This window comes from Clostridia bacterium (assembly GCA_016887505.1).
Lineage (GTDB): Bacteria > Bacillota > TC1 > TC1 > UBA5767 > UBA5767.
In genome coordinates, this window is the sequence record CP069393.1 from 404,079 (window position 1) to 427,060 (window position 22,982).

The following is a 22,982-nucleotide window of genomic DNA, read 5'->3' on the forward strand; positions in this document are numbered from 1 at the left end:
AACCTAAAAAATATAAAGTTATCAAGAAAACTGCCGAGACTTTGTACGTAAAACATAAAAGGACTGGCAAACAGTTGGAATTGAGGTGGTAGGGATGGAGCCGATACGATTTACGATACCAGGTGATCCCCGCACCAAGAAGAACAGCTCGCAGATCCTGAGGAACCGGAGGACAGGCAAACCATTCGTGGCACCATCGAAAGCATACGCCCAATACCAGAGAGATTGTGGCTGGCACCTAAAGTCATTGTTTATCGATGAGCCAGTAAACCTCAAGTGCACGTATTACATGCGGACACGGAGAAAGGTGGACCTCACCAACCTCAACAGTGCCATATGTGATGTCCTGGTACATCACAAGGTTATCAAGGACGACGATTCAAAAATTATCGTAGCTATGGACGGCAGCCGGGTACGATACGACAAAGAAAATCCAAGAGTTGAAATCGAGATTACAAGAATAGAGGATTGAAAACATGAATGAATTGAAGAATAGAATTAAAAAATTACTGATAAGCGGTAAGACGTGGACCCGTAAAGAACTCGAAGCTTACTTAGATGTGTCTGACCGCATGATTCGGTTAGCCATCCATGACTTGAGAGACAATGACCATATGCCAATTTGTAGCAGTAGTGCAAGCGGTAAGAGAGGCTACTGGCTGGCCAAGAGTGCAGACGAATATTTGCGATTTGGGGAAAGAGAATATGGATCTAGAATTGAATCGTCGGAGACTAGCCTGGCACATGTTAAACAGACTGCATATGAATGGGAGTTTGACGAGGTATCAAAATGAATAACAATAAAATAGCAGGAGCGTCAGAACTCGATAAGAGTGCGCATAGGGTGTTCAATTTTAGCGCAGATAAAAGGGCAAACGGTTGGAGAGAAACGGGAGTTAGGTGCTCAAGGTGTGGATATGAATTGGAATCATCCTACTGTGAGGAACGCCTCTACATGGTGAGATGCCGAAATTGCGGAACAATAACATTGGTATCTGGAAACAGCCCAACCTATACTGCCGGAAAACTTGGTATTGTGGCTTTACCGGCAGATGAATGGACAGAAGAAGATGGTGATTGCTTGTGGTGGCATTTTCCGATTGAAGAACCTCCGTATTTAGGAAGTCCGATAACGTTTGATCGGCACGGCAAACCAACAATACCTGACTGGTGCACCCACTTTACGAGAATTTATATCCCGGAGGAAGTACAAGATGAATGCAGAAGAGCGAAATAAATTTTTATATGGAACACGTCTATTAAAACCATGCGATAGAAAGGAAATGGCTTTGGACTACATTGACAAAGCAAAGGCCCTGTTGGAGCAGGAAATGATTTTGAATGACATATATCGGCAAATGGACTACAAGTCTATGAGTGCATACGAATCCGGCCACTATGATAAGTCAATCAGAAAACTGGATGAAGTATTGCTCGAAATGCCAAGGTAAAGGAGGCCGTCAATGAATAGCCAAACAACAATCCAAAACCACCTACAATTGCATCACACGCTCAATATGGGACTACCACATGCAAGAACTCAATACACGTTAAGCAATAAGTGTCTGAGGGACGCAGAGTTTTTTGAAAAGCTGGCCAAGACTGATTTAGCACCTGGCACTGTGATAGGAGTTCATCGAGGATCATTCGACATAAAAATGAAATGTGTAAGCATAGACGCTGAAACATGCGAGTGGGAGAAGGTGAGGGCGTGACTGAAGAGGCTAACGTCATAGGTTATCAGCGTGACATATTTGGTGAGGAAACACCAGTAAAAGACGAGGAGGAGGAATTATGCGAAACACATTAGGCGATTTAAACAACTACCTATTCGAGCAGATAGAACGTCTAAACGACGATGAATTAGAAGGAGACAGCTTGCAAGGTGAGATAACTAGAGCCAAAGCAGTGTGTACGGTAGCTACTCAAATTGTAAATAACGGGAAACTAATACTGGATGCTAGAAAATTCAATGACAACAGAATGGATATCGATAAGGAAACTCCAAAAATGTTGGAGGGATAAATGAATAGAGAACAACACGAATGGATAAGAGCAAATGTAAAGGGCGTCTTGGCATCTGATTTAGTAAGAATGTTCAACGAACGATTTGGAGAAAGTTGGTCGGTAAATCAAGCAAGAGCATATAAAAAAAATCACAAGTTAAAAAGTGGGATAGATTGCCGATATCCAAAAGGCAGTGTTCCTGCCAACAAGGGAAAGAAAGTGCCAAAACATAAACAATCCATAGCTACGCAATTTAAAAAAGGAAAAATGCCACACAATCATTTACCTATTGGTTCCGAAGTACTCTCAACGGATGGATATTTAAGAACAAAAGTGGCAGAGCCTAATAAATGGAAATTCACACATAAGCTAATATACCAGGAACATAACGGAAAAATACCTGAGGGATATGTTGTAATTTTTACAGATGGCAATCACCTGAACGTGAACATTGATAATTTAGTGGCAGTACCTAGAATGGTACTACTGACAATGAACCGTAAAGGATTATTCAAAGAAGACACTGATCTAACTAAGACAGGAATCAAAATTGCTAAGGTGATTAACAGAACTTACGAAATAGAGAAAGAAATTAAGGTGAATAAATGAACTTAACCAAAGCGAATAAGTTAGTCATAGAAAGGGACCAGCGCATCTGCCAGCTATGTGGCAAGAGAGCAACGGACGTGCATCACATAGTACCTGCCGGTATGGGCGGTAAACGTGTAAATGAGCCTTACAATATGATTTGCCTTTGCGATGAATGCCATAGACGAGCCCACAAGGACAGAACATTCAGGGTAAGCATGGAAGATTGGAGCAGGGAACGATACGGCAACAAGGTAGATGAATTAATACTGAGAAAGCGAGGTGTCCTCTGATGTATAACCGAATTATACTGACTGGTAACCTAATCACGAATCCGGAAGAACGAATAGGGAACGATAAAAAGAAAAGAGCTATCTATAAGCTAGAGGTAAAAAGAATGTACCACAGAGAAGGAGACCCTGAGTCAGATACATTCAGAATCATATCGAGCTCCAAACAGGCTGAGAATGATTTAAAGTATCTCACAGAGCACGCACTAGTGATTGTCGAGGGTCGGCTAGAATTCACGAACGAATATCCAAATGTTCTTGCGGACAATGTGCGGTACATCGCCAATGGTCAGCAGAAATGATAAACGTATTCAGGATGAAATCACTAGCGATAATATCTAAGCTAATGCAATCACCAAGCTTTGCCCTTGTAAATTATCGCAACGAGGGCGATGACGGCCACTCGCTAGAAGTGATTACACCAAATGGCAGGTTTGAGTTTGTGCCAAGTGCTACGTCGTTGAAGGCAATGGATGAATTTATGGAGGAAGAACACAATGAATAATATAAGCTTAATTGGACGCTTAACACGTGATCCACAAATGAACTACACACAAAACGGTAAAGCGGTGACAAATTTCAGCTTAGCGGTTGATAGGGTAAAAAAAGTGGACGGAAAGCCAACGGCTGATTTCTTTCGAGTGACAGCCTGGGGAAAGCTGGGAGAGACCATTGCTAAGCACTGTGGAAAAGGCCAGCAAATAGGTATCACCGGTAGCTGCCATATCAACAATTACACAGGTAGTGATCTTGTAGAGCGTAAGAGCGTGGATGTAGTGGCTAGGGAAATGACATTCTGTGGTCCTAAAGGGAATAAAAGCAACGTGAAGGATGATTTATCTACTTCAGAAGGAGCAACGATTAATCCGGAAGATTTTAGTGATGATGGACTACCGTTTTAGAGAGGACCTCGTCCCTCAGGAATCAAGAGTATATCCCTCAGGACTCAAAGGAGGAATAAATGAGCAACTGGAACGATAAGGCAAATGTGATAATGAGAACCAACTATGAAAGCGGAAAGACTTTCAACACAGTCCCTCAGGTCATTGATGCAGGAGGTAAGCTACCACCTAGATGGAGAGATGAAACCGGCCGGATAGTAAAGAGGGGGAAAAGAAATACTGAGATAATAAAAAGAAAACCCAAAAAGAGAGAAAGAAGAACCTGGTCGGATGGGGAACTAGAGACAGTACTTAAGATGAGAAAGAAAAACATAACATGGAAAGAGATAGCTGCATATTACCGAATGCACGAATCGACATTGGTAAGTAAGGTCCGGAGATTAAAGAAAGCGCTGAGGGACGAGGAGGAATAATAGTGGATGGCATAATGGAAAACTATGCAGCACTAGCTGTAGCAATTCTGTCACCAAGATTTCTGACAGTTGAGGTAGCCTTCATGGTGTATGAGAAAGGACCAAGGCCTAAGCGCGGCGGGCACCTGAGGGAGGCATGGACCGATCAGGACTGTGAGGATGTCATAAGACTCAAAGGGCAAGGGTTGACATGGCCAGAGCTTGGAGAGGTATACGGTATCAAGAGGAGCGCTATGATTAAGAGAATGCAGACATATCGCAACAGAAAAATAAAAAGTGCCTGAGGGACTATATTCATCCGGAGGGTACCTGAGGGACGGGGGTGACTATAAAAGTGAATACACAGCCATGTAAGGGTTGTACAAAACGATATGTAGGATGTCATGATACTTGCGAGAAGTATAATGCTGTAGTGGAATATTTTAAGGCTAAAAAAAAGAAGCATAGATCAGAACAACAATCATCGCCAGAGTTTATTCATAGGAGCGGAGGACGTTATAGATGAGCTTAGATAAGAGTTACATGAAAATATTCAATACGTTTGGGGAAAAAACACAAATAATGAAACTACGTGAAGAAGTAGAAGAATTTATTGCAGCTATTGAAAGTGGAACTAAAAAAGAGCAAACAGAGGAATGCGCAGATGTGATGAATATGATTAATCAATTTGCTTATGCATACAAATTAAACAAACAAGACACACTGTGCATAATGACTGAGAAAGTATACAGGACTTTGAATCGTATTGATAATGGATATTACGAGGGAAAAGATAAATGAAACGTATTTATATAAGTCACCCATATGCTAAGGACCCGGAAGAAAGTAAACGTAAGGTAGATAGTATTTGCAAAGAAATACTAGAGAACGGTGAGGGTTTACCAATCAGCCCATTGCATATGTTTAGCTTTGCTGATGATACATACCGTCAACCAATACTATCGGCGTGTATGGAGTTGGTAGGTATAGTAGATGAGATGTGGATGTATGGGGATAGCGAGGGGTGTAATCTAGAAAAGCAAGTGGCTAATCAACTTGGCATACCTGTAGTATGGAAAGGATGAGAACATGACGAAAGCTGAAATTTCTAAGCTCTTAAACAATCATACGTATGTCGAGGATGAAATTAGAGAGTGCGTAGAAGAAATGCAGCTACTTGCCGAAGCAATTGACTGCGAGAGAGGCATTAAAGCGACTATCATTAGCGGTATGCCTGGCAATACCTCAACAACGAGTGATCCAACATATCAAAAGGCTGCTAAGATATTAGAGGAATACAAAAAGGATATTGATAGGATTGAAAAACGCCAACGTGGTATATTCCGAAAAAGAGCGCTGGTCGAGTTGTTGCTCGATGTTTTGACGGTCGAAGAAAAGAAAATCATTGAGTTGCGATACTTTAAAAAATACAAATGGTGGATGGTGGCTAGCAATACACATTATGCTAGACGCCAATGCTTTAATATCCGAGATACTGCAATAGAGAAAATGATTAAAGCGACAATAGAAATGGGAATTTGAGCATTACACTATATTGCACTTTATTTGATATAAGATAGTAGTGTGGATAATGAGTTAAAGAACCGAGTACTATATATAGCTTGGTTCTTTTTTATGGGCTGGTGGAGGTGCGTGGTATATGGCAAAATCGAAATGGCCGCGGGTCAAAGATAAACTAACACTGGTTGAGAAGTGGGCTAGAGATGGATTAGATGAGAAACAAATAGCTACAAATCTCGGAATTAGTAAAAGCACTTTGGAGTTATACAAGAAGGAGCACTCGGACTTTTCGGACTCCTTAAAAAGGGGAAGAGAACCATTTTTGGCAGAAATAGAAAACGCGCTTGCTAAAAGAGCACGAGGCTTTAAGTATGAAGAGAGTAAGACCTACATCAAAGAAGATAAAGACGGAGTAACGCGTTATACCGAAAAAACAGAAAAGTATCAACCGCCGGATGTAGCCGCCTGTAATATAATTTTAAAGAACAAGGATAAGAAAAACTGGTGTGATAATCCACAAAAATTAGATATCGAGCGTGAGCTATTAGAATTCAAAAAAGAAATGGAAAGGCTGAAGGTTTTCTAAGTATGGATAAGCGCCATAAGTTTTATACAAGCAAAGCGTGGAGGGACCTTGCATACAACTTAAAAGTAGCAGCGGAAGGTAAGTGCAATCGCTGTAACGAAACAATCATGGACTTTGGACAACTCATAGGTCACCATATCATTGAACTTACAGAAGACAATATTAATAATCCGGATATATCGCTCAACCCGAATAACATAGAGATTATATGCCATAAGTGCCATAACCTTGAACATGCTAGGTTTGGAGGTAAGCAACAGGTATATATCGTTTACGGTAGCCCACTAAGTGGCAAGACATCGCTGGTTAAGGAACTGATGCGACATGGTGATATAGTTCTAGATCTGGACGAGATATGGCAAGCGATCACCTACCAGACTGGATGTGTCAAACCTGACAACGTGCGATTCAATATATTTAAACTAAGAGACGAGCTGCTGGACCAGATTAAAATGAGATACGGAAACTGGTACACGGCCTATGTGATTGGTGGCTATCCTGAGAAGTACGAACGAGAACGAATAGCACAAGAGCTGGGTGCAGAGTTGATTTATTGCGAGAGCACGCTGGGTGAATGCCTGACGAGGGTGGAGCCAGCTGGCAGACCTGCAAGATGGGTTGATTACATCAATGAATGGTGGGATAAGTACACAATATAGTCCCCCCGCCCTGATTCTGAATATGAATATTAGCCATACTGTGAGCACTCTATTTTATGACACACGCTGTAGTTTTGACTTTTCATTTTTAGATTTTGAAAATAACGCGAAAGTGGGTGAGAAAATCAAAATGTCCAAGTTATCAAAAGAGATTGATAGGTTGAAGAAGGTATTTCCTGCAGCTGATGATAATAAGATTCAGGCACTTGATGCATTGATCGAGCAGGCAGCCTACGAAAGTATATATCTTAAAAAGCTTAATGAGCAGGCCATTGAAACCGGTCTAGTGAAGTGTCATCCGGATAATCCGCAGATTCAGAAATCATTACCGGTATCTGGAGAGATTGCTAAGCACGCAGCCACGCTTACGAACATTATGGATAAGCTGATGAAGTACCTTGCCTCGGAAGTGGTGGATGATGATGACGGCCTATCCGATTATGAATAACAGTTATCTACTGGAATACTACGATAAGTGCAAAAAAGGTGAAATCATTATCGGCAAGGAATTGTGGATGATGTTGGATATCCTCATTGCTGACATGTCGAAACCTGAGTATAAATATGACGCGACAGAGGCTCACAAGAGGATTAAATTCATAGAAAAAGAGTGTAAACACAGCATATCTCCATATGCAGGCGACCCCTTTATCCTGGAGTTATGGCAAAAAGCGTACCTGGAATCCAAGTACGCTTTTTATATGCTCATTGACGACAAATGGGTGCGACGGTTCAATAGGACGCTGCTGGTGATTGGGCGCAAGAATGGCAAGACAACAATGTGTTCAGCTGATGGCTTGGCTGAGTTTTTTTGCGGTAATACCGGAACGAATGTCTTGTGTGCCTCAAACGACTACGAGCAAGCTGGACTCATCTTTGAAGAAATGAACAACATGAGAGAAGAGAGCCCCAGGTTAGAAAAAGTCAGCCGTAAGAACATCAAAGGAATCTTCATGGGCAACCCGAAGCAAAAACGAAAAAAAGGAAAATACAGCTACCAAAACAAGGCCAAGGTCAAAAAGCTGTCAGCAAAGACTGGAGCAAAAGAAGGTAAGAACGTCGATAAGGCTATCATTGATGAAGTCCATGAAATGAAGGACAACAGTCTAGTGGCTCCTATAGTACAATCTACCTCGACAAAAGACGAATCCATGATCGATGAAATAACGACGGAGGGATTCACCGAAGACGGCTACCTGGACAAACTACTCGTCCGAGCCAGGGAACTTATAAAGGGCGAACTGGTCAATCCTAGGTGGTTGGTCTGGTTGTACACGCAGGACAGCATACAAGAGGTTTGGCAAGACCGGTCGTCATGGGTAAAAAGCAACCCAAATCTTGGAGTGGCTAAAAAATGGCATTATCTTGATGGCATGATTGAGGATGCCAAAACCGACAGCGCAACAAAGGCATACATGTTGGCTAAGGATTTTAATATCAAACAATCACATGCTCAAGCATGGCTTGACGCTAGCGATATTGTGAACGTGGAGACTTTCGACCTTACCGACTTTGCTGGAGCTTTTTATATATCGGGCAATGACTTTGCCGAAACAACCGACTTGTGTGCATCAACTATTCTGCTGAAAAAGGCAGGTGACACCAGGACATACTTGCATACTAGATACTGGATTCCAGAAAGCAAGTTGAAGGATAGTCCGGACGATGTAGATTATAGGCAATGGGAACGTGATGGATGGTTGACAATAGTGAAAGGCAACGCGGTGTCCACGGCTGATATTGCTGACTGGCACTTCCAACTCATGGAAGAATACGATCTGAAACCATTCCGCAGCGGATACGATAACCGGTTCGCGAAAGATTTCCAAAACAGATATATTGAGTTATTTGGAGAAAAGGTGGCGCTCAATGTTCCCCAGGAGCCAAAAGTCCTTAATAATCCAATGAGAACGCTTGAGGCTGACATGCGAGACCGGCGTGTAAACTACCAAAATAATCCAATCTGTGCCTGGTGTTTTAGTAACACCGGCCTCGTGATTGATAAGGTAGGGCGCATTATGCCCGCGAAAATAAAAACGACTAGACGAATAGACGGAACAGCGAGCAAGGTGATTGCCTATGCAACTTTTGAGTGGTTTCGCTCTGAGTTTATGGCTCTAATGTAAGGGAAGGAGGTTGAGATATTGGGAGTATTGAGTTATTTGAAAAGTATTTTACCATCAAAACAACCAACCAACTGGGGTGGCTGGTTGAGTAATAGCCAGCCAATATTCACAAATTTCGGCCAGGACATTTATCTGTCCGATTATGTGAACAACGCTATAGATCGAGTAGCAACTGAGATATCAAAAATTGAAATTAAAAGCATTGTCCAAACAGGTGATATGCTACAAGTCCAAAATGACGATATCACGCGGCTGTTCAGATTCAAGCCGAACCCATTGCAGACAACGAGTGACTTCTTATCTTGCGTTGAATGGTTGCGGCGAAAGAACGGGAATGCATTTATTTATCCACAGTATGAGGTGGTGACGTTGCCCAATGGGCGACAATTCAAGCGGTTCCTGGCGTTTTATCCGTTGAACCCATCGGGGATCTACATTGGCACGATTGATGGGAAGCCCTGGGAAATACGGTTCGACTTTGCAGATGGCAGCAGCTACACATTGCCCTATGCAGATCTTATCCATTTGAAATGGCGCAGAGGTGTCAACACTATAATTGGCGGCGGTGACGACCTTGGTATGATGAACAACAGAGATGTCATTCGAACGCTTGACGCATTAGATAAAACAATCCAGGGATTGCCGAAAAGCATCGAGTCAAGCCTTCAAGTCAAGGGAGTATTCTCAGCCAAAACGCTTGGCGATGCAGCCAAAATGAATAAAATCAGGGACGACTTTGAAAGCCACATAACGACCAGTAAAAACGGAATGGTCGCAACTGACTTATCCGGAGAATTCACGCCTGTAAAAATTTCGCCACCTGATATTCCAAAAGATGTGATGTCATTTCTCAAGGCGGTCATGCAAGAACGCTATGGCGTATCAGCCGCGATTCTGTCAGGTGATTATACCGGAAGTCAGCACAGTGCTTTCTACCAGACAACCATCGAAGATTTTATAGTCCAATTAGAGCAAGCCATGACGGCTTGTTCTTTTAGTATCAGGGAGCAGGATGTAGGACACCGGATCAAGTGCTATTACTCAAAAGTCAATTACATGGACAACACTAACAAAATGGAGTTGGCAGGACTGGCCAAAGAGACTGGCATTATGACGTTGAACCAAATCAATGAAATGTTTGGGCTCGCACCATTTTCTGGTGGAGACAGAAGGCTGCAGTCTTTGAATTTTGTCAATATTGACGAGGTTGACGATTATCAAAAAAGCAAAGCTGGTGTAAAGGAGAGTGAACCGAATGAGTAAAGAAAAATTTGAAAGACGGATTATTGAGATTAGAGCGTCTGATGATGGCGAAGATAAGATGTCCATCGAGGGATATGCGATTACTTTCGATAAGCCAGCGACTCATAAGACATATAACCGAAAATTTACCGAGGTTATTAAACCAAAGGCTCTTGATAAAACTGACATGAAAGATGTTCCGATGAGGTATAACCATAACGACAATGTGATGATTATGGCCCGCACACGCAATAAGTCTTTGCGACTTATTAAAGACAAAAAAGGATTAAAGGTCGAAGCAGACCTTCTTGACACTCAGAGTAATAGAGATTTATATAAGGCTATCAATGAGGGCCTTATCGATAAAATGAGCTTTGCATTCAACGTTGCGGAAGGCGGTGACACGTGGACCTTCAAGGACGATGAAACGATTAGAGAAGTTAACAATATTGAGAAACTGTGGGATGTATCGGTTGTGGACACACCGTTCTACGACAGTACCTCAATTTATGCTCGCAGCTTGGAATTGCTGGATAGCGAGGAAAAGCGGCTGGATAGCTTACACGAGCGAGAACTACTGAAGCTAAGGATTAAATTGAAAGGTGAGGCTAATTAAAATGAAAGATAAATTACTAAAAATGTTAGCAGCAAAAAAAGAAGCAAGAGACGCAAAGGTCGCATCTGCTGAAACTATCGAAAGCGTAGAAGAATTACGCAGCATAAATGGTATCGTAGATGCATTGAATGTTGAAATCAGAGACCTAGAAGACATGATTGCAAAACTTCCAGAAGATGCACCTACTGTTGAGAGAACTGCAGCAGTAAACGGTACTACTCCTGGTATGGTTTCTGCACCCATCATTGAAAGAACTGCAGAAAATGGTGATATGGAATACAGAAAGGCATTCCAGCAGTTCATTACTCGTGGAACGCCCATTGCTCCGGAGCTGAGAACTGATGCGAGCACCAAGACCTCCGACGTCGGTAGCGTAATTCCTACGGCCATTGCGAATCGTATCATCGAGAAACTAGAAGCGACTGGTATGATCTTGCCACTGATCACTAAGACCAGTTTTGCTTCTGGTGTGAACATTCCAACATCCAGCGTGAAGCCGGTTGCTACTTGGGTTTCAGAAGGTGCATCTTCTGACAAACAGAAGAAGACCACATCCTTTATTAGTTTCTCTGCATTCAAACTTCGTTGCGAAATCTCTATGTCCGCCGAAGTCGGAGCAATGGCACTTGCAATCTTCGAGGATAAGTTTGTCTCACAGGTTGTCGAAGCAATGGTTAAGAAAATTGAATCTACGATTTTCTCTGGTGCAGATGGTACTACTTCTCCAAAAGGTATCTTCGCTGAGACTGTTGTCTCTGGCCAGAACGTTGATGTCGCCGCAAATGGCAAATTGGAATATCAAACACTGGTTGATGCAGAAGCAGCCTTGCCTTTAGCATATGAATCCGAGGCATTATGGCACATGACCAAGAAAACATTTATGGGATTCATCGGAATGAAGGATACAGCCGGACAGCCAATCGCACGCGTCAACTATGGAATCAGTGGAGCTCCTGAGAGAACACTGTTAGGACGTGGGGTTGTTCTCAACGAATACATGGACAGCTATGCCAGCACTGTAGTCAGTGACACCATCGTTGCAGCAATCTTTAATCTGAAGGACTATGTTTTGAACACCATCTATGACATGGGCGTTCAGAAAAAGCAGGACTGGGATACTGAGGACATGTTGACTAAAGCTGTGATGTCTGTGGATGGTAAAGTCGTAGATAAAAACTCCTTGGTAACCGTGACAAAAAAAGCGTAGTCGATAGCTCATTATCCGGATTGACTATCGGCGCTTTAGCACTCGACCCAGTATTTGACGCTGAAACACTTGCATATGCGGTGGCAACAACCAATGCGACCAATGTGATCACGGCAACGACGGACGACCCGTCAGCCGTGATTGATATTGATCTCAATGGCGAACCTCATGTAAATGGTGAGGCAGCAAGCTGGGAAGCCGGAGAAAACATAGTGACAATCACAGTGACAGATGGAGAATCAGAAACAGAGTACGTCGTGACTGTTACGAAGTCCTAGAGGTGATACATTATGGCACTAATTGATGACGTAAAGAGAAGACTCGGTATCAATTACACCGAGGAAAATAAAGAAGCAGAAATTGCTCAGATGATTAGTGCGGCTCAAGAGTATTTTGCGGGTGCTGGTTGGGACACCACCAGCGCCTCCCCTCTTGTGGTTGAGGCTATTGCACTCTTTTGCAAGATGGCACAATCAACAGACCCCGCATCACTAACTAATCATCCAGTATTACTCAGCTATATCATACAGGGTAGGACGGTGGCTGCTGATGATGATTAAATTTAACCCCAATACGCCACTGGAAATGTACGAAGAACAACAGGCATACATTGAGGGCAAAGGGAACGATGCCTCATGGGTTGCAATTGGTGAGACTGGAAAACTAGTTCATTTTTGTGAGTGGGGCGGGTCTTACGGAGACAGAGCGACAGCAGCAGAAGCAAAGGGCGTGAAGGATTCGGCAACACTCCGGATGGTTTACAACCCGACAGTCTATGCGGCACTTCGGACTTCTAGAGTGGTTATTGTGAAGAATTTGGATCCACTTGCAGTAGTTGATGACGTTCCCAATCAAAACAACCCCAATGTGTATGAGCTCTGGGGCGGGGTTGATAATATCAAGAATGAGAATCAATTCATGGAATTCAAGGTCAGGAGGTATGAAGGTAAATGATCAAAAACCTAGTACAAACGACGCTTGATTCAGCATTGTCTGGAAAGGACATTCTAGTTCATGACCAAACCAAAAGCGGTGATGATGCGAGCCAGTATGTTGTATATTCGCAATCGGGCGATTCCGAAGAATCCTTTGCAGACGATGTGCCAGTGATGAAAAAGGCGAGCATATCTCTTAAGTATTATTATCGTGGCAGCCTGGTTAATACGTATGCAGGACGTCAAGCAGTTCGAGCCAATGAAGAACTGATTGAAGCATCAATGAGCGCTGCAGGTTTCGATTTGCCGTTCGGGAAATTAGACGCTGGTGACGTGGATGATATCGGGTACTTTGTGACAGTCTTTGAATTTGAATACATGAGGGTTATCTGATGGCTAGTATTAAGGTAACACCAGATACCCTGGAGGCTGCGATTGCAGAAGCATTGGAACAATACGGAGACGCTGTTTTTCATGCAACAGAAGCGGGTTTGACGGCTGCCGAAAAGATACTCATTCAAAACCTAAAAGCTGATAGTCCAGAAGGTGTGACCAAAAGCTTCAAGAAGGGCTGGAAGGGCAAAGGCAAGAAATATAAACTCAAACGGTATGTCGGCAACACCGTCATGGTCCCTGGGAAGAAGGGATCAATCCCTCTTTCTAATATCCTGGAGTATGCAGAAAATGGTCATCCGTTTATCCGCAAAACGTTTGAAAGAAGCATCGACCAGATGGTAAATGCTATCATCGATGAAGTAAAGAAAGGAACATGATATGAGCGAAAATAAGATAAAGTATGGACTTAAAAATGTCCATTATGCACCTATTACAGAGTCGGATGGTGTCATTGCGTATGCTACCCCGGTCTTGATCCCTGGTGCAGTTAATTTGTCGCTGTCTGCATCCGGTGACAAACTGGAATTCTATGCAGACGATGTGGAGTATTACGAGGAACAAGTGAACAATGGCTATGAGGGAAGTTTGGAAATTGCTGTCATTCCAGATTCTTTCCGGGTGGACATTCTGGGTGATACTATAGACGGCAACGGTGCATTGATAGAGAACGCTAACGCGAAGCCCAATAAATTCGCTCTGATGTTTGAGTTTAATGGCGACGCTAAGAAAGTCAGACATATTGCATATTATGTAAGTGGGTCCAGACCAAACGTCGAGGGCAGCACCAAGACTAGCAGCAAAGAGCCAAAGACCGACAGTATGGATATCACCGTCAGACCTCACCCAACAAACGGCAACGTTAAGGCTAAAGTCAAAGAGGGCACTGCTGGTTATGATGATTTTTACACTGCTGTTTATGTTGAAAATGCAGCAATCAATACGCTGACTGCTATCACAGCAGCCTTTAGCAAAGGAGCTCCAGCCGATGTTGAGGTCGATGTGACTTCCACTGATGCAACCAACGCTGTAAAGAATGTTATGCTTGACGATGCTAATATCGGCGGCGTGTACTTGACCCCGAATGGTGTTGATGTTGATATTGACAGTGCGGTTTTTGCAACTCTTGATAATGGCGATTATATCGTGACGGTTGAATTCGACAAAGGTAACTCAGTCATGGGCATTGTAACGGTTAGCGACTAGGAGGTTAGGATTGTGGAAAAAGTAATTGAAATTGATGGTCGTCAGATACCATTCAAAAGCACTGGTGCTTATTTAATTAGATACAAACAGCAATTCGGACGTGATGCAATTCAGGACCTTTGCAAGATTGACCAAGCAATAAAACAAGAAACCAAAGAATCTCCAGCGAAGGTTGTTGACGTTGATGCTTTTGACATGTTGATATTTTACGACATGGTGTGGACACTGGCAAAGACCGCAGACCCTGATATATTGCCACCAATGGAGTGGCTGGACACTTTTTCCACGTTCCCACTGACTGATCACTTGGGCGAATGGCTTGAAATGATTCGTAGCTCCTTTAGCACGGTTGTCGAAAGTAAAAAAAAACCATAGTTAACGACACCCCCTTTGAACTCACAACGGAGAAATTGCTACACAGTGCGATCAAGGGGGGCTTGTCTTTATCTGACTTTGATAGGATGACTGTTGGAATGATTCTTGATTACTTGACAACATGTGTCAACGAGTTGTTGGAATCCGAAGAAGATGATGGCAGTAGGATGGCAGGACAGGATGATTTCGATTCATTCTAAAGGTAGGTGAAAGATATGGCAAAGAAAATACAAGGGCTGACGCTTGAATTGGGCGGGGAAATGACCACCTTGACCAAGGCACTCGCTGGCGTCAATAAGCATTCCAGAGACTTGGCCACGGAGCTGAAACAAGTGGACCGACTGCTGAAGCTGGACCCAACCAACACCGAGCTTGTAGCCCAGAAACAGAAGATATTGGCCGAGTCGGTGGACACGACCCAAGAGAAATTGAAGGGATTAAAAGAAGCCGAGAAACAAGTCCAGGCACAATTCAAGCGCGGCGAAGTTACTGAGGAACAATACCGGGATTTGAAGCGTGAAATCGTAAAGACAGAGGCACAGGTCAAAAGTCTGAACACCTCAATTCAAAAGACATCAACGAAAACTGTGGATCTGGCCAAAAACCTAAAAACTGCGGGCGACAGTCTGAAAAACGTGGGCAGCACAATGTCAACAAAGGTTACGGCTCCCATTGTGGCAGGAGTGACCGCTGCTGTGGTTGGGACTCAAGATTTGCGGGAGGACTTGGCAAAACTAGAGACAAATGCAGACCAGGCTGGTATTTCGGCAGAAAAAATGGAAGACCAATTCGTGAGGCTGGGTGCAGTGAGCGAAGACTCTGATTCCAATATCGAAGCACTTTCTAATTTACTAGCCACTGGATTTAGCGAAGAAGGCATCACTTCAGCTGTTGATGCCTTATCTGGTGCAGTCATTAAATTCCCGGATACTCTAAAGATTGAGGGGTTGGCTGATGGCCTTCAGGAAACATTGGCTACTGGCTCTGCTGTAGGTAGTTTCTCTGAGCTGTTGGAACGTTCAGGTGTGAACCTCGACACATTTAATGAAGGACTTGTCGCAGCACAAGAGGCTGGAAAAGCGGAGAATTATATTCTGCAAGAATTAGCCAACACGGGTTTGGCAGAAGTGAATGAGGCATACAGAACTGCCAACGAAGGATTGGTCGAGAGCAAAGAGGGATCCAAAGAATTCGAGCTTACTATTGCTGAACTGGGTGAAACCTTACAGCCGATAGTTACCGCGGTCACTGAAGCTGTGACTGGTCTATTGCAGGAATTCAATGCGTTGAGTCCAACAGGTAAAAAGACTGTGCTGATTATCGGTGGCATTGTAGCAGCCATTGGACCACTTTTGATGGTAATTGGCTCTATTATGACAGGAATCGCAGCTCTAACTCCCGTATTTGCAGCTGTGGGAACCGCCGCTGGTGTAGTTGGTGGTGCGATTGGTGCGATATCATTGCCAGTAGTTGCTGTAGTTGCCGCTATTGCTGGTCTTATAGCGCTCGGCGTGGGACTCTATAAAAACTGGGACAAAGTCAAAGAGGTTGCTGGTGTGGTCTTTGAGAGCGTGAAAAACGGGATTGGCAATGCTGTCGAAGCAATCCAGTCATTCTTCTCTGGACTCATTGAAAAAGGCCAGAACCTTGTGACATCCTTCAAAGAGCTGGGCAAGAATATCATCCAGGGATTGATTGACGGAATCACAGGTATGATTGGCAAAGTTAAAGAAAAAATCGGAGAGGTTGCTGAGAACATCAAGGGGAGCTTCAAGAAACTACTGGGCATCAACTCTCCCTCGACTGTCTTCGCCGGTTTCGGTGAAAATACCGGGGCGGGATTTATTGAGGGTATCAAAAGCACAAAGCGGGACATCGACAAAGCGACCAGTAGCATGATCAATCTTGATGGCATGCAAACGAGTCTGAGTGGTGGCAGCCTAGCATTTGCGGGTGGTGGTACCAGTAGAGTTGACCACAGCGGGACCATCCGGGTCGAGGGAGTAAACGACCAAGGACAACTCATGGGAGCCGTCGAGGTAGTCGTGGACCGAATCAAGAATGACCTAGCCAGACAGCAAAGGAGGAGCAAATGAACTACCTGAAAAACTCCTCCGGAGAATTGCTTGATGTTGAAATACTCAAAGCAAGACTGGCGCATGTAAGCAGCAGTAGCACTCAGCGGCTATTAAACGGGACCTGGCACACTCAAGTCATCGGCGAAGGCTCCCCAAAGCTAACTATGCAACTGAACTGCTCCTATGCAACAATTCAAAAGCTGATTAGTTATGCAAGTAGCAAGGAAACCTTGAGCATGGAATTCGATGGCGTTGAGTATACGGGACACATGCTAGACCAACCCACCTATGACATAATTGCTCCAAGATTGAACCAGAAATGCACGGTTGACTTCGAGCTGGCAGTGACGGGGTGATGCGATGTATTACGCAAGTGATCAACTACTATCAAAATTAAAAGAGAGCAAGCAAGCCATTAAGCCAAAGGTGTATATTACTAGACCAACTACTGCTATCTCCGCACAACGATTCTGGGAACGGCAGAAGGTAGCAGATGCCGGTACCGCGTGTAGCATTGCCGTGCGCCGGCCATTAAATAATATGTTGGCTGATCGCATTTATATGGCTCAGGTGGTAAGTGGCTCGGCGACTATCATGTATTCAGATACCAACGATAATCTTAACGAAATGGAATGGCATACTTTAGAAACGATTTCAGATGCTGTGGAAGTGTCGCTTTGCTTTGAAAATATAATGCAAAAAGAAAACGACATTGTAGAAGCCTATACGATAGGCGAGCATCCATATGTATTTTGGATTGATAGTTCCGGAAATGTTAAGTTCAAAAATTTAGATTTATCAGCAGAAATGACGTTAAGCTCATCGGCTAGTAAAGTTTCAACTACAGCGGGCTTGTATTCGTCAGCTGCAGATGTTGATGATGGCATATTTTGTTTTTACATAACCAATGCAGGAACATTGTGGGAATCTCGCATTTTTGATGGCATAGTGCAAGAAACTACACAAATCACGGAATTACCCATTGGTGTGACAAATTGGTTAGACGTGTGGGCTGGCAGGACATTCGATTATCGGGTAGTTTTACAATTGAAAGGCGATGACAGTAATATTTATACACTAATGGGCAAAAGCCGTCCCGGAGGTTTCCGCCAGGACTACATAGGGGTATCTACTATCAAACTCAGTGGTTTATGGGGTAAGGAACCTCCAGAACTCTTATCGATCGAGACTGTGGGGGAGTAGTTATGGATTACGGAAAAAGATTGAGATTGATATACTCCGGTAAAGTGTATCATGTGTCTGATATAGAAAAAACTCAGCTAAGGATTAAAAATGCATACAATGAATATACATACCCGATTATGGTGACCCAAGGACCAAATGAGAATCAAGTGGATATTTTATTTGAGGACATAAACAATCTTGTGCTTCCAGCATTATTAGAATGCCTAGGATGTATAGCAATGGGAAGCGAGCAAATACCATTTTCTGCATTTGAAAAAGAACTCCAATTGCAGGGGTTGTACCCCGTGCCGGGAGATTACGCTTATCTGGATTTAGTGACTACTAATTTGTCGGGAGAGATTAGCGAGCTATTCGATGGGAATCTTTACACCGGAGATGAGTATATGCAGCTTGCTTCGGTTGACGTCGCGGGAGAAATTAAAGAGATTGTTTTCTCTGAAGCATACCAAGAAACAGCTTACATGCAGGTGGCCAGTGTATCTTTATCAGGTCAATATTGTGATATTAACGGAGTACCGTTATAGGAGGGTGCATGAAAAAAAATATTGTAGTTGGGATACATAATCACTTCGACATTGTGTCTCGCGACGTAAAAACAAACAAGGTGGTAAGGCAGGAAAGAGCCTACAATCTTATCCTTGATAATTTTTGGAATGAATTTCTGCAAAGTGATTCCGACGTGGACGAATGTTTATCCCATATTTATTTTGGATCTGGGACTACTACACCAGCATCATCTGATACATCAATGACAGCATATGAAGGCGGAAAAAGTACGACTAACATGGCCTGGGATTACAGTAATTTCAAAACAACCGGCGTGATTAAAATAACAGGGAATATTAGGCTTGAAGCATCGGAATATGTTGGTGTATCAATATCAGAGGTTGGTTTCGGACGTACTTCAACCGAGGGATTATGTACTAAGTCGTTGATTAAAGATCAAAATGGTAATCCACTAAGCATCATAAAATTAGTGGACCAGGTTGTGGATATTTTTGGTACGTTTTATGTGAGAATACCGCTAACCGGGGCAGTTCGTTTTACAGGATACGGTTTTACCTCTGCAAATATACTGAACAGATTGACGTTTCAAAGCAGCACATCTGATTTTAATGTTCAGTTTCGTAATATGGAAGCGAATGAAGCGGATGGTGGTGTATATGATTATAAGTCGGTGAATATAGACAACAGTGTAACCTATGATCCAACTAACAAAAAGATGACAATAACATTATCCGATTTATCTAGTAGTACAGGCAATATTGGAGGTTTGAAAGAACTGTGCTTACTTGGGGATGATTCAATGGCTGTTATGATAGCAGAACTTCCCGTTACAAATTTTTCACAACCGGCAATAATTAAAGAATCAGTTGGAACCGGAGACGGATCCAACAAAAAATTCAGTTGCGCTTTTGGAAATGTAAAAGATAATGGGACTGCAAAATTGTATGTAAATGATGTGGAGGTAGACGCTTCCTTTGTTTATTCGATAGGGGCTCTCGACCTAGCCCAATTAGGACCGGCGCTAAAAGTAATATCATTTGACCCAGATTCAAACATACATCCGATGATTCTAGAAAACGTATGCAATGATATGTTGTCCGTTACAGACGTCATAGGGAGACGTTATATAATGTATTCATCTGACGATTGTGAAACATGGACGCAAATTCTATATGGATCCAATACTACAACGGGGACAAAAACTATCGACATCGAACACCAGAATAAACGCTACTATAAAATTGTTGATTCCTACACCACAGCCTACACTAGAGATATCAGTAATCTCATTGGTACAGGAAGCATATATCATGCAATTGCAGATTCTGCCCCAGCAGATGGGGATGCAGTTACTATGACATATGAACCAAACTGTATTGCGAAGGATTCCCAACATGTCATTAAAAATGTGCAAATAGAACTGACTTTTAATGAATATACACCGAGTTAGGAGATAATTATGATACTTGGTAAAATTGAAATAACATGTCTGATTGTTGCGGCAGCAGTGTGGATTGTAGCACTGCACCGTATTGCACAAGCACTAGCGAGGTGGTGACGAAATGCCTTTGGCGTGGGATGGATTTATAAACGATGCCAGGACTGGTGACTTGGCTGGTCTAGTGCATTACTATGATAACGCAGCGCAGCTAATAATTATTCGTGATTCGGACAATGCGTTGATAAGTACTTACGGAAAAATTGAGGAAGGAGATTGGCTTGAGAAAACGTGGGAAAATAACTCACGAATGGGTAATTTTGGACTAACAGATTTTGTGCTGCAACATAATTTTAACGGTGAGGTTTGGGCGGCTGGCATAACTCCCATAGCAGTAGCAGCAGGCGAAGGTAGATATCCAACTCCTGCTGTTTCAGCAGGATTATATCTATACAGATATGCCTATTACAAAGAACTGACTGACGCATTGCAATCTTTAGATACATCCGAGAGTGGAGAAAGCTCTATCAAAGATGCAAGTCTAACAATTGCCAATCCTGGAGAAGATGCAGTTAATAAGGACAGCTCAATTTATGCGCCTGGCTCGCGGATTGTAGGGAAAATTGGCGTGGGCGATGCCGACATAATTCCGGTCTGTACAGTCTATGTGGATAATGCGACCTGGAGTAAGACCGGGGACAGTTTACAATTGCAAGGCAGGAATGCAATCGGGTATCTACTCAAGGAACAAACATTCGACGAGGATGTATCATATAGCGGAACACGTATCAGTGTGCTGACTGACATCCTAACAGATGCCGGCATTGATATGACTAAAGTTTTTATTGATCCAACGGGATCAACTGCATCGAGCGTGGTATTTGAGCCTAGCCAAAAAATATCAGAAGGCCTAGCTAATATATTGCATGAGTATTGGTATTGGGACATGATGGAGACTCCAGCTGGAGATTTGGTATTTGGTGGGGCTGATTACCTTTCTACCTTCACCCCGTTAGCAATCCATGAATTCAAAAAGGACGACGTTTTCACCAGGTCGATAACCCAGAAGGCTGATGGCGCTTATTCTAGGCTGGCGCTGGAATCAAAGCAAGCAGACGACAGCATTGTCCGGGTATATAAAGATGTCCCTAATTTCGATGGCTGGAACCTAGGGTCCAAGAAGACGCTATACATCACGACGGTCGAGGGGTTGGACGCAACAGAACTTGGCCTCCTAGGTGACGAGTACGTGACTGCATACCAATATATAGGAGTCAACTTGCAGGTCGAAGTCCCAATCAGGCCAGAGATACAGTCTGGAGATGTGTTCGAGGTGACTGATGCCGAAGACTATGAATACTTATCCCAGGCTGTTGTAACCTCTGTGAATCACATTATTGATGCGTTAGGCGGAAGCGCCAAGACGCTCCTTTCAGTTGATTCTGGGGGCGATATTGAGAACGATGGAGGAACGATTACAACACTGACCGCGAAAGAAATATCAGGAGACAATCGCAAACAGGAACTATATGACATTATTGCAAAGGCGGTGGCTGGAAAGTGAGGACATTATTAATGGATTGGACAAACTACTTCGAAAAGGTATTTAGCGGTGCTAAGCCAATCATCGCTGTTGCAATCAGTATCATTAATTATGTACTATTTCCGGATTGTGCATATTTTAACGCATTTGGTGCAGTAGGAATTGCTATTATACTAGATATATTAACGAAATATCTAGCGCTATCAAAAATTGGCGGAGGATTTAGAGCAGCAACAAAGTGTAGGATTATTGATTCTAACAAACTATGGAAGGGCACTAGCATTAAGCTGGTGTCCTATTTAGTTGTATTCATTCTTGCCGGTTTATCGTATCGAGTTACGATGCTGACGCAAGTGAGCGTATTCTTGGCTACTATTATCTATTCTGTGATATTTCTAAGGGAAGCACAAAGTATACTAGAAAACCTTTGCGACGCAGGCGCTGACATGAAATGGCTATTAGTTTGGACGAAGAAAAAAGAAAAGCAAATATTAGAGGATGATGATATTGACAATAGCTCAGGGGACGGAGGCCCCACGATATGAAACCATTTGCAGAATTTAGAATAACCAGTCCGTATGGACCAAGGATTCACCCAATCACGAAAAAGCAATCTTTCCATACTGGCATCGATTTGGTGGTGGGACCGCACAAGTCGCCTATCAAGGCTTTTGTTCCAGGAACCGTTGTCCATGCAAAAATGGCAGAAAGTGGAACCGGTCTTGGTGGCTATGGAATTGTAGTGGCAATTGTAGATTCCTTTGGAGCGCTACACATGTATGCACATCTTAACTCTGTAGATGTTAAAAAAGGCGACAATGTAAATGAGTTCCAAATTATTGGCCGCCAAGGTACTACTGGAATTTCAACTGGATCTCATTGCCATTACGAAGTGCGACTGAAGTCCTCGCCGTCTTTTGGATGGGGAACACACACTAATCCAGGCAAATACCTGGAAGAATTGGAGGCAAAGCACATGAGCAAACATTTCAAAGATTTGCCAGAAGACCATTGGGGAGCCGCAGAAGCCGAGTATCTAAATAGCCTAGGAATGCTTAATCCTAACAACGCGGGCAACCTCAGACCATTTGACACCATCACACGCATTGAAACAGTTGCACTGATAGCCAGAGCTGTCAGATTGCTAAGCAAGAAAGGGGAATAA

General features: G+C 43.1%; 37 protein-coding genes. All 37 read left to right on the forward strand.

Annotation, left to right across the window (positions count from 1 at the left end; translation table 11 throughout):
- The first annotated feature begins 103 nt into the window (after positions 1 to 103).
- Entirely contained in the window at positions 104 to 472 is a 369-nt protein-coding gene (locus JR334_01895) for a RusA family crossover junction endodeoxyribonuclease (protein ID QRN86834.1), read from the forward strand.
- 4 nt (positions 473 to 476) lie between these two features.
- Positions 477 to 794: an HTH domain-containing protein gene (locus JR334_01900; protein ID QRN86010.1), complete on the forward strand. Its 318-nt coding sequence runs from the start codon at positions 477 to 479 to the stop codon at positions 792 to 794.
- Positions 791 to 1,237: a hypothetical protein gene (locus tag JR334_01905; GenBank protein QRN86011.1), complete on the forward strand. Its 447-nt coding sequence runs from the start codon at positions 791 to 793 to the stop codon at positions 1,235 to 1,237. The genes JR334_01900 and JR334_01905 overlap by 4 nt, the downstream gene beginning before the upstream one ends.
- Positions 1,215 to 1,451: a hypothetical protein gene (locus JR334_01910; protein QRN86012.1), complete on the forward strand. Its 237-nt coding sequence runs from the start codon at positions 1,215 to 1,217 to the stop codon at positions 1,449 to 1,451. The genes JR334_01905 and JR334_01910 overlap by 23 nt, the downstream gene beginning before the upstream one ends.
- Positions 1,452 to 1,794: 343 nt before the next feature.
- Positions 1,795 to 2,025, forward strand: a complete 231-nt coding sequence (locus tag JR334_01915) for a hypothetical protein (GenBank protein QRN86013.1) — start codon at positions 1,795 to 1,797, stop codon at positions 2,023 to 2,025.
- Entirely contained in the window at positions 2,026 to 2,616 is a 591-nt protein-coding gene (locus tag JR334_01920; GenBank protein ID QRN86014.1) for an HNH endonuclease, read from the forward strand.
- Positions 2,613 to 2,888, forward strand: a complete 276-nt coding sequence (locus JR334_01925) for an HNH endonuclease (GenBank protein ID QRN86015.1) — start codon at positions 2,613 to 2,615, stop codon at positions 2,886 to 2,888. Before JR334_01920 ends, JR334_01925 begins: the two co-directional genes overlap by 4 nt.
- Positions 2,888 to 3,187, forward strand: coding sequence for a single-stranded DNA-binding protein (locus tag JR334_01930; GenBank protein ID QRN86016.1), 300 nt, complete (start codon positions 2,888 to 2,890; stop codon positions 3,185 to 3,187). The genes JR334_01925 and JR334_01930 overlap by 1 nt, the downstream gene beginning before the upstream one ends.
- Complete coding sequence (locus tag JR334_01935; protein ID QRN86017.1) at positions 3,184 to 3,390, forward strand: hypothetical protein; 207 nt, start codon at positions 3,184 to 3,186, stop codon at positions 3,388 to 3,390. The genes JR334_01930 and JR334_01935 overlap by 4 nt, the downstream gene beginning before the upstream one ends.
- Positions 3,383 to 3,787, forward strand: coding sequence for a single-stranded DNA-binding protein (locus JR334_01940; protein ID QRN86018.1), 405 nt, complete (start codon positions 3,383 to 3,385; stop codon positions 3,785 to 3,787). The genes JR334_01935 and JR334_01940 overlap by 8 nt, the downstream gene beginning before the upstream one ends.
- Before the next feature lie 59 nt (positions 3,788 to 3,846).
- On the forward strand, positions 3,847 to 4,200 hold the full coding sequence (locus tag JR334_01945) for a hypothetical protein (GenBank protein QRN86019.1): 354 nt from the start codon (positions 3,847 to 3,849) through the stop codon (positions 4,198 to 4,200).
- A gap of 2 nt (positions 4,201 to 4,202) precedes the next feature.
- Positions 4,203 to 4,484: a hypothetical protein gene (locus JR334_01950; GenBank protein QRN86020.1), complete on the forward strand. Its 282-nt coding sequence runs from the start codon at positions 4,203 to 4,205 to the stop codon at positions 4,482 to 4,484.
- 217 nt (positions 4,485 to 4,701) lie between these two features.
- Positions 4,702 to 4,980 carry a hypothetical protein gene (locus JR334_01955; protein QRN86021.1) on the forward strand — a complete coding sequence of 93 codons (279 nt, stop codon included), beginning with the start codon at positions 4,702 to 4,704 and terminating at the stop codon, positions 4,978 to 4,980.
- Complete coding sequence (locus tag JR334_01960) at positions 4,977 to 5,264, forward strand: hypothetical protein (GenBank protein ID QRN86022.1); 288 nt, start codon at positions 4,977 to 4,979, stop codon at positions 5,262 to 5,264. The genes JR334_01955 and JR334_01960 overlap by 4 nt, the downstream gene beginning before the upstream one ends.
- 4 nt (positions 5,265 to 5,268) lie before the next feature.
- Entirely contained in the window at positions 5,269 to 5,721 is a 453-nt protein-coding gene (locus JR334_01965; GenBank protein QRN86023.1) for a hypothetical protein, read from the forward strand.
- Between the two features lie 118 nt (positions 5,722 to 5,839).
- Positions 5,840 to 6,286 (forward strand): hypothetical protein, encoded by a 447-nt coding sequence (locus JR334_01970; protein QRN86024.1) that lies wholly within the window; start codon positions 5,840 to 5,842, stop codon positions 6,284 to 6,286.
- Between the two features lie 107 nt (positions 6,287 to 6,393).
- Positions 6,394 to 6,945: an HNH endonuclease gene (locus JR334_01975; GenBank protein ID QRN86025.1), complete on the forward strand. Its 552-nt coding sequence runs from the start codon at positions 6,394 to 6,396 to the stop codon at positions 6,943 to 6,945.
- A 130-nt stretch (positions 6,946 to 7,075) separates the two neighbouring features.
- Positions 7,076 to 7,393, forward strand: a complete 318-nt coding sequence (locus tag JR334_01980; GenBank protein ID QRN86026.1) for a hypothetical protein — start codon at positions 7,076 to 7,078, stop codon at positions 7,391 to 7,393.
- On the forward strand, positions 7,386 to 9,071 hold the full coding sequence (locus tag JR334_01985; protein QRN86027.1) for a terminase large subunit: 1,686 nt from the start codon (positions 7,386 to 7,388) through the stop codon (positions 9,069 to 9,071). The genes JR334_01980 and JR334_01985 overlap by 8 nt, the downstream gene beginning before the upstream one ends.
- 18 nt (positions 9,072 to 9,089) lie before the next feature.
- Positions 9,090 to 10,334, forward strand: coding sequence for a phage portal protein (locus JR334_01990; GenBank protein QRN86028.1), 1,245 nt, complete (start codon positions 9,090 to 9,092; stop codon positions 10,332 to 10,334).
- On the forward strand, positions 10,327 to 10,929 hold the full coding sequence (locus JR334_01995; protein ID QRN86029.1) for an HK97 family phage prohead protease: 603 nt from the start codon (positions 10,327 to 10,329) through the stop codon (positions 10,927 to 10,929). The genes JR334_01990 and JR334_01995 overlap by 8 nt, the downstream gene beginning before the upstream one ends.
- Before the next feature lie 22 nt (positions 10,930 to 10,951).
- Complete coding sequence (locus JR334_02000) at positions 10,952 to 12,136, forward strand: phage major capsid protein (GenBank protein ID QRN86835.1); 1,185 nt, start codon at positions 10,952 to 10,954, stop codon at positions 12,134 to 12,136.
- A gap of 20 nt (positions 12,137 to 12,156) precedes the next feature.
- On the forward strand, positions 12,157 to 12,414 hold the full coding sequence (locus JR334_02005; GenBank protein QRN86030.1) for a cadherin-like beta sandwich domain-containing protein: 258 nt from the start codon (positions 12,157 to 12,159) through the stop codon (positions 12,412 to 12,414).
- Between the two features lie 12 nt (positions 12,415 to 12,426).
- Positions 12,427 to 12,696, forward strand: coding sequence for a hypothetical protein (locus tag JR334_02010; GenBank protein ID QRN86031.1), 270 nt, complete (start codon positions 12,427 to 12,429; stop codon positions 12,694 to 12,696).
- Positions 12,686 to 13,090, forward strand: a complete 405-nt coding sequence (locus tag JR334_02015; protein QRN86032.1) for a hypothetical protein — start codon at positions 12,686 to 12,688, stop codon at positions 13,088 to 13,090. Before JR334_02010 ends, JR334_02015 begins: the two co-directional genes overlap by 11 nt.
- Positions 13,087 to 13,464: a hypothetical protein gene (locus JR334_02020; protein QRN86033.1), complete on the forward strand. Its 378-nt coding sequence runs from the start codon at positions 13,087 to 13,089 to the stop codon at positions 13,462 to 13,464. Before JR334_02015 ends, JR334_02020 begins: the two co-directional genes overlap by 4 nt.
- Positions 13,464 to 13,844, forward strand: coding sequence for a hypothetical protein (locus tag JR334_02025; protein ID QRN86034.1), 381 nt, complete (start codon positions 13,464 to 13,466; stop codon positions 13,842 to 13,844). Before JR334_02020 ends, JR334_02025 begins: the two co-directional genes overlap by 1 nt.
- Position 13,845: 1 nt before the next feature.
- Positions 13,846 to 14,670: a hypothetical protein gene (locus JR334_02030; GenBank protein ID QRN86035.1), complete on the forward strand. Its 825-nt coding sequence runs from the start codon at positions 13,846 to 13,848 to the stop codon at positions 14,668 to 14,670.
- 12 nt (positions 14,671 to 14,682) lie between these two features.
- The gene (locus tag JR334_02035; GenBank protein ID QRN86036.1) at positions 14,683 to 15,045 is read left to right on the forward strand and encodes a hypothetical protein; all 363 of its coding nucleotides are present in this window, start codon (positions 14,683 to 14,685) and stop codon (positions 15,043 to 15,045) included.
- A gap of 215 nt (positions 15,046 to 15,260) precedes the next feature.
- On the forward strand, positions 15,261 to 17,141 hold the full coding sequence (locus JR334_02040; GenBank protein QRN86037.1) for a hypothetical protein: 1,881 nt from the start codon (positions 15,261 to 15,263) through the stop codon (positions 17,139 to 17,141).
- Positions 17,138 to 17,479, forward strand: coding sequence for a hypothetical protein (locus tag JR334_02045; GenBank protein QRN86038.1), 342 nt, complete (start codon positions 17,138 to 17,140; stop codon positions 17,477 to 17,479). The genes JR334_02040 and JR334_02045 overlap by 4 nt, the downstream gene beginning before the upstream one ends.
- A 4-nt stretch (positions 17,480 to 17,483) precedes the next feature.
- Complete coding sequence (locus JR334_02050) at positions 17,484 to 18,326, forward strand: hypothetical protein (protein ID QRN86039.1); 843 nt, start codon at positions 17,484 to 17,486, stop codon at positions 18,324 to 18,326.
- 2 nt (positions 18,327 to 18,328) lie between these two features.
- Positions 18,329 to 18,853, forward strand: a complete 525-nt coding sequence (locus JR334_02055; GenBank protein ID QRN86040.1) for a hypothetical protein — start codon at positions 18,329 to 18,331, stop codon at positions 18,851 to 18,853.
- A gap of 8 nt (positions 18,854 to 18,861) precedes the next feature.
- Positions 18,862 to 20,286: a hypothetical protein gene (locus JR334_02060; GenBank protein QRN86041.1), complete on the forward strand. Its 1,425-nt coding sequence runs from the start codon at positions 18,862 to 18,864 to the stop codon at positions 20,284 to 20,286.
- A 112-nt stretch (positions 20,287 to 20,398) separates the two neighbouring features.
- Positions 20,399 to 21,838 (forward strand): hypothetical protein, encoded by a 1,440-nt coding sequence (locus JR334_02065; GenBank protein ID QRN86042.1) that lies wholly within the window; start codon positions 20,399 to 20,401, stop codon positions 21,836 to 21,838.
- Positions 21,835 to 22,362, forward strand: a complete 528-nt coding sequence (locus JR334_02070; GenBank protein ID QRN86043.1) for a phage holin family protein — start codon at positions 21,835 to 21,837, stop codon at positions 22,360 to 22,362. Before JR334_02065 ends, JR334_02070 begins: the two co-directional genes overlap by 4 nt.
- Complete coding sequence (locus JR334_02075; GenBank protein ID QRN86044.1) at positions 22,359 to 22,982, forward strand: peptidoglycan DD-metalloendopeptidase family protein; 624 nt, start codon at positions 22,359 to 22,361, stop codon at positions 22,980 to 22,982. The genes JR334_02070 and JR334_02075 overlap by 4 nt, the downstream gene beginning before the upstream one ends.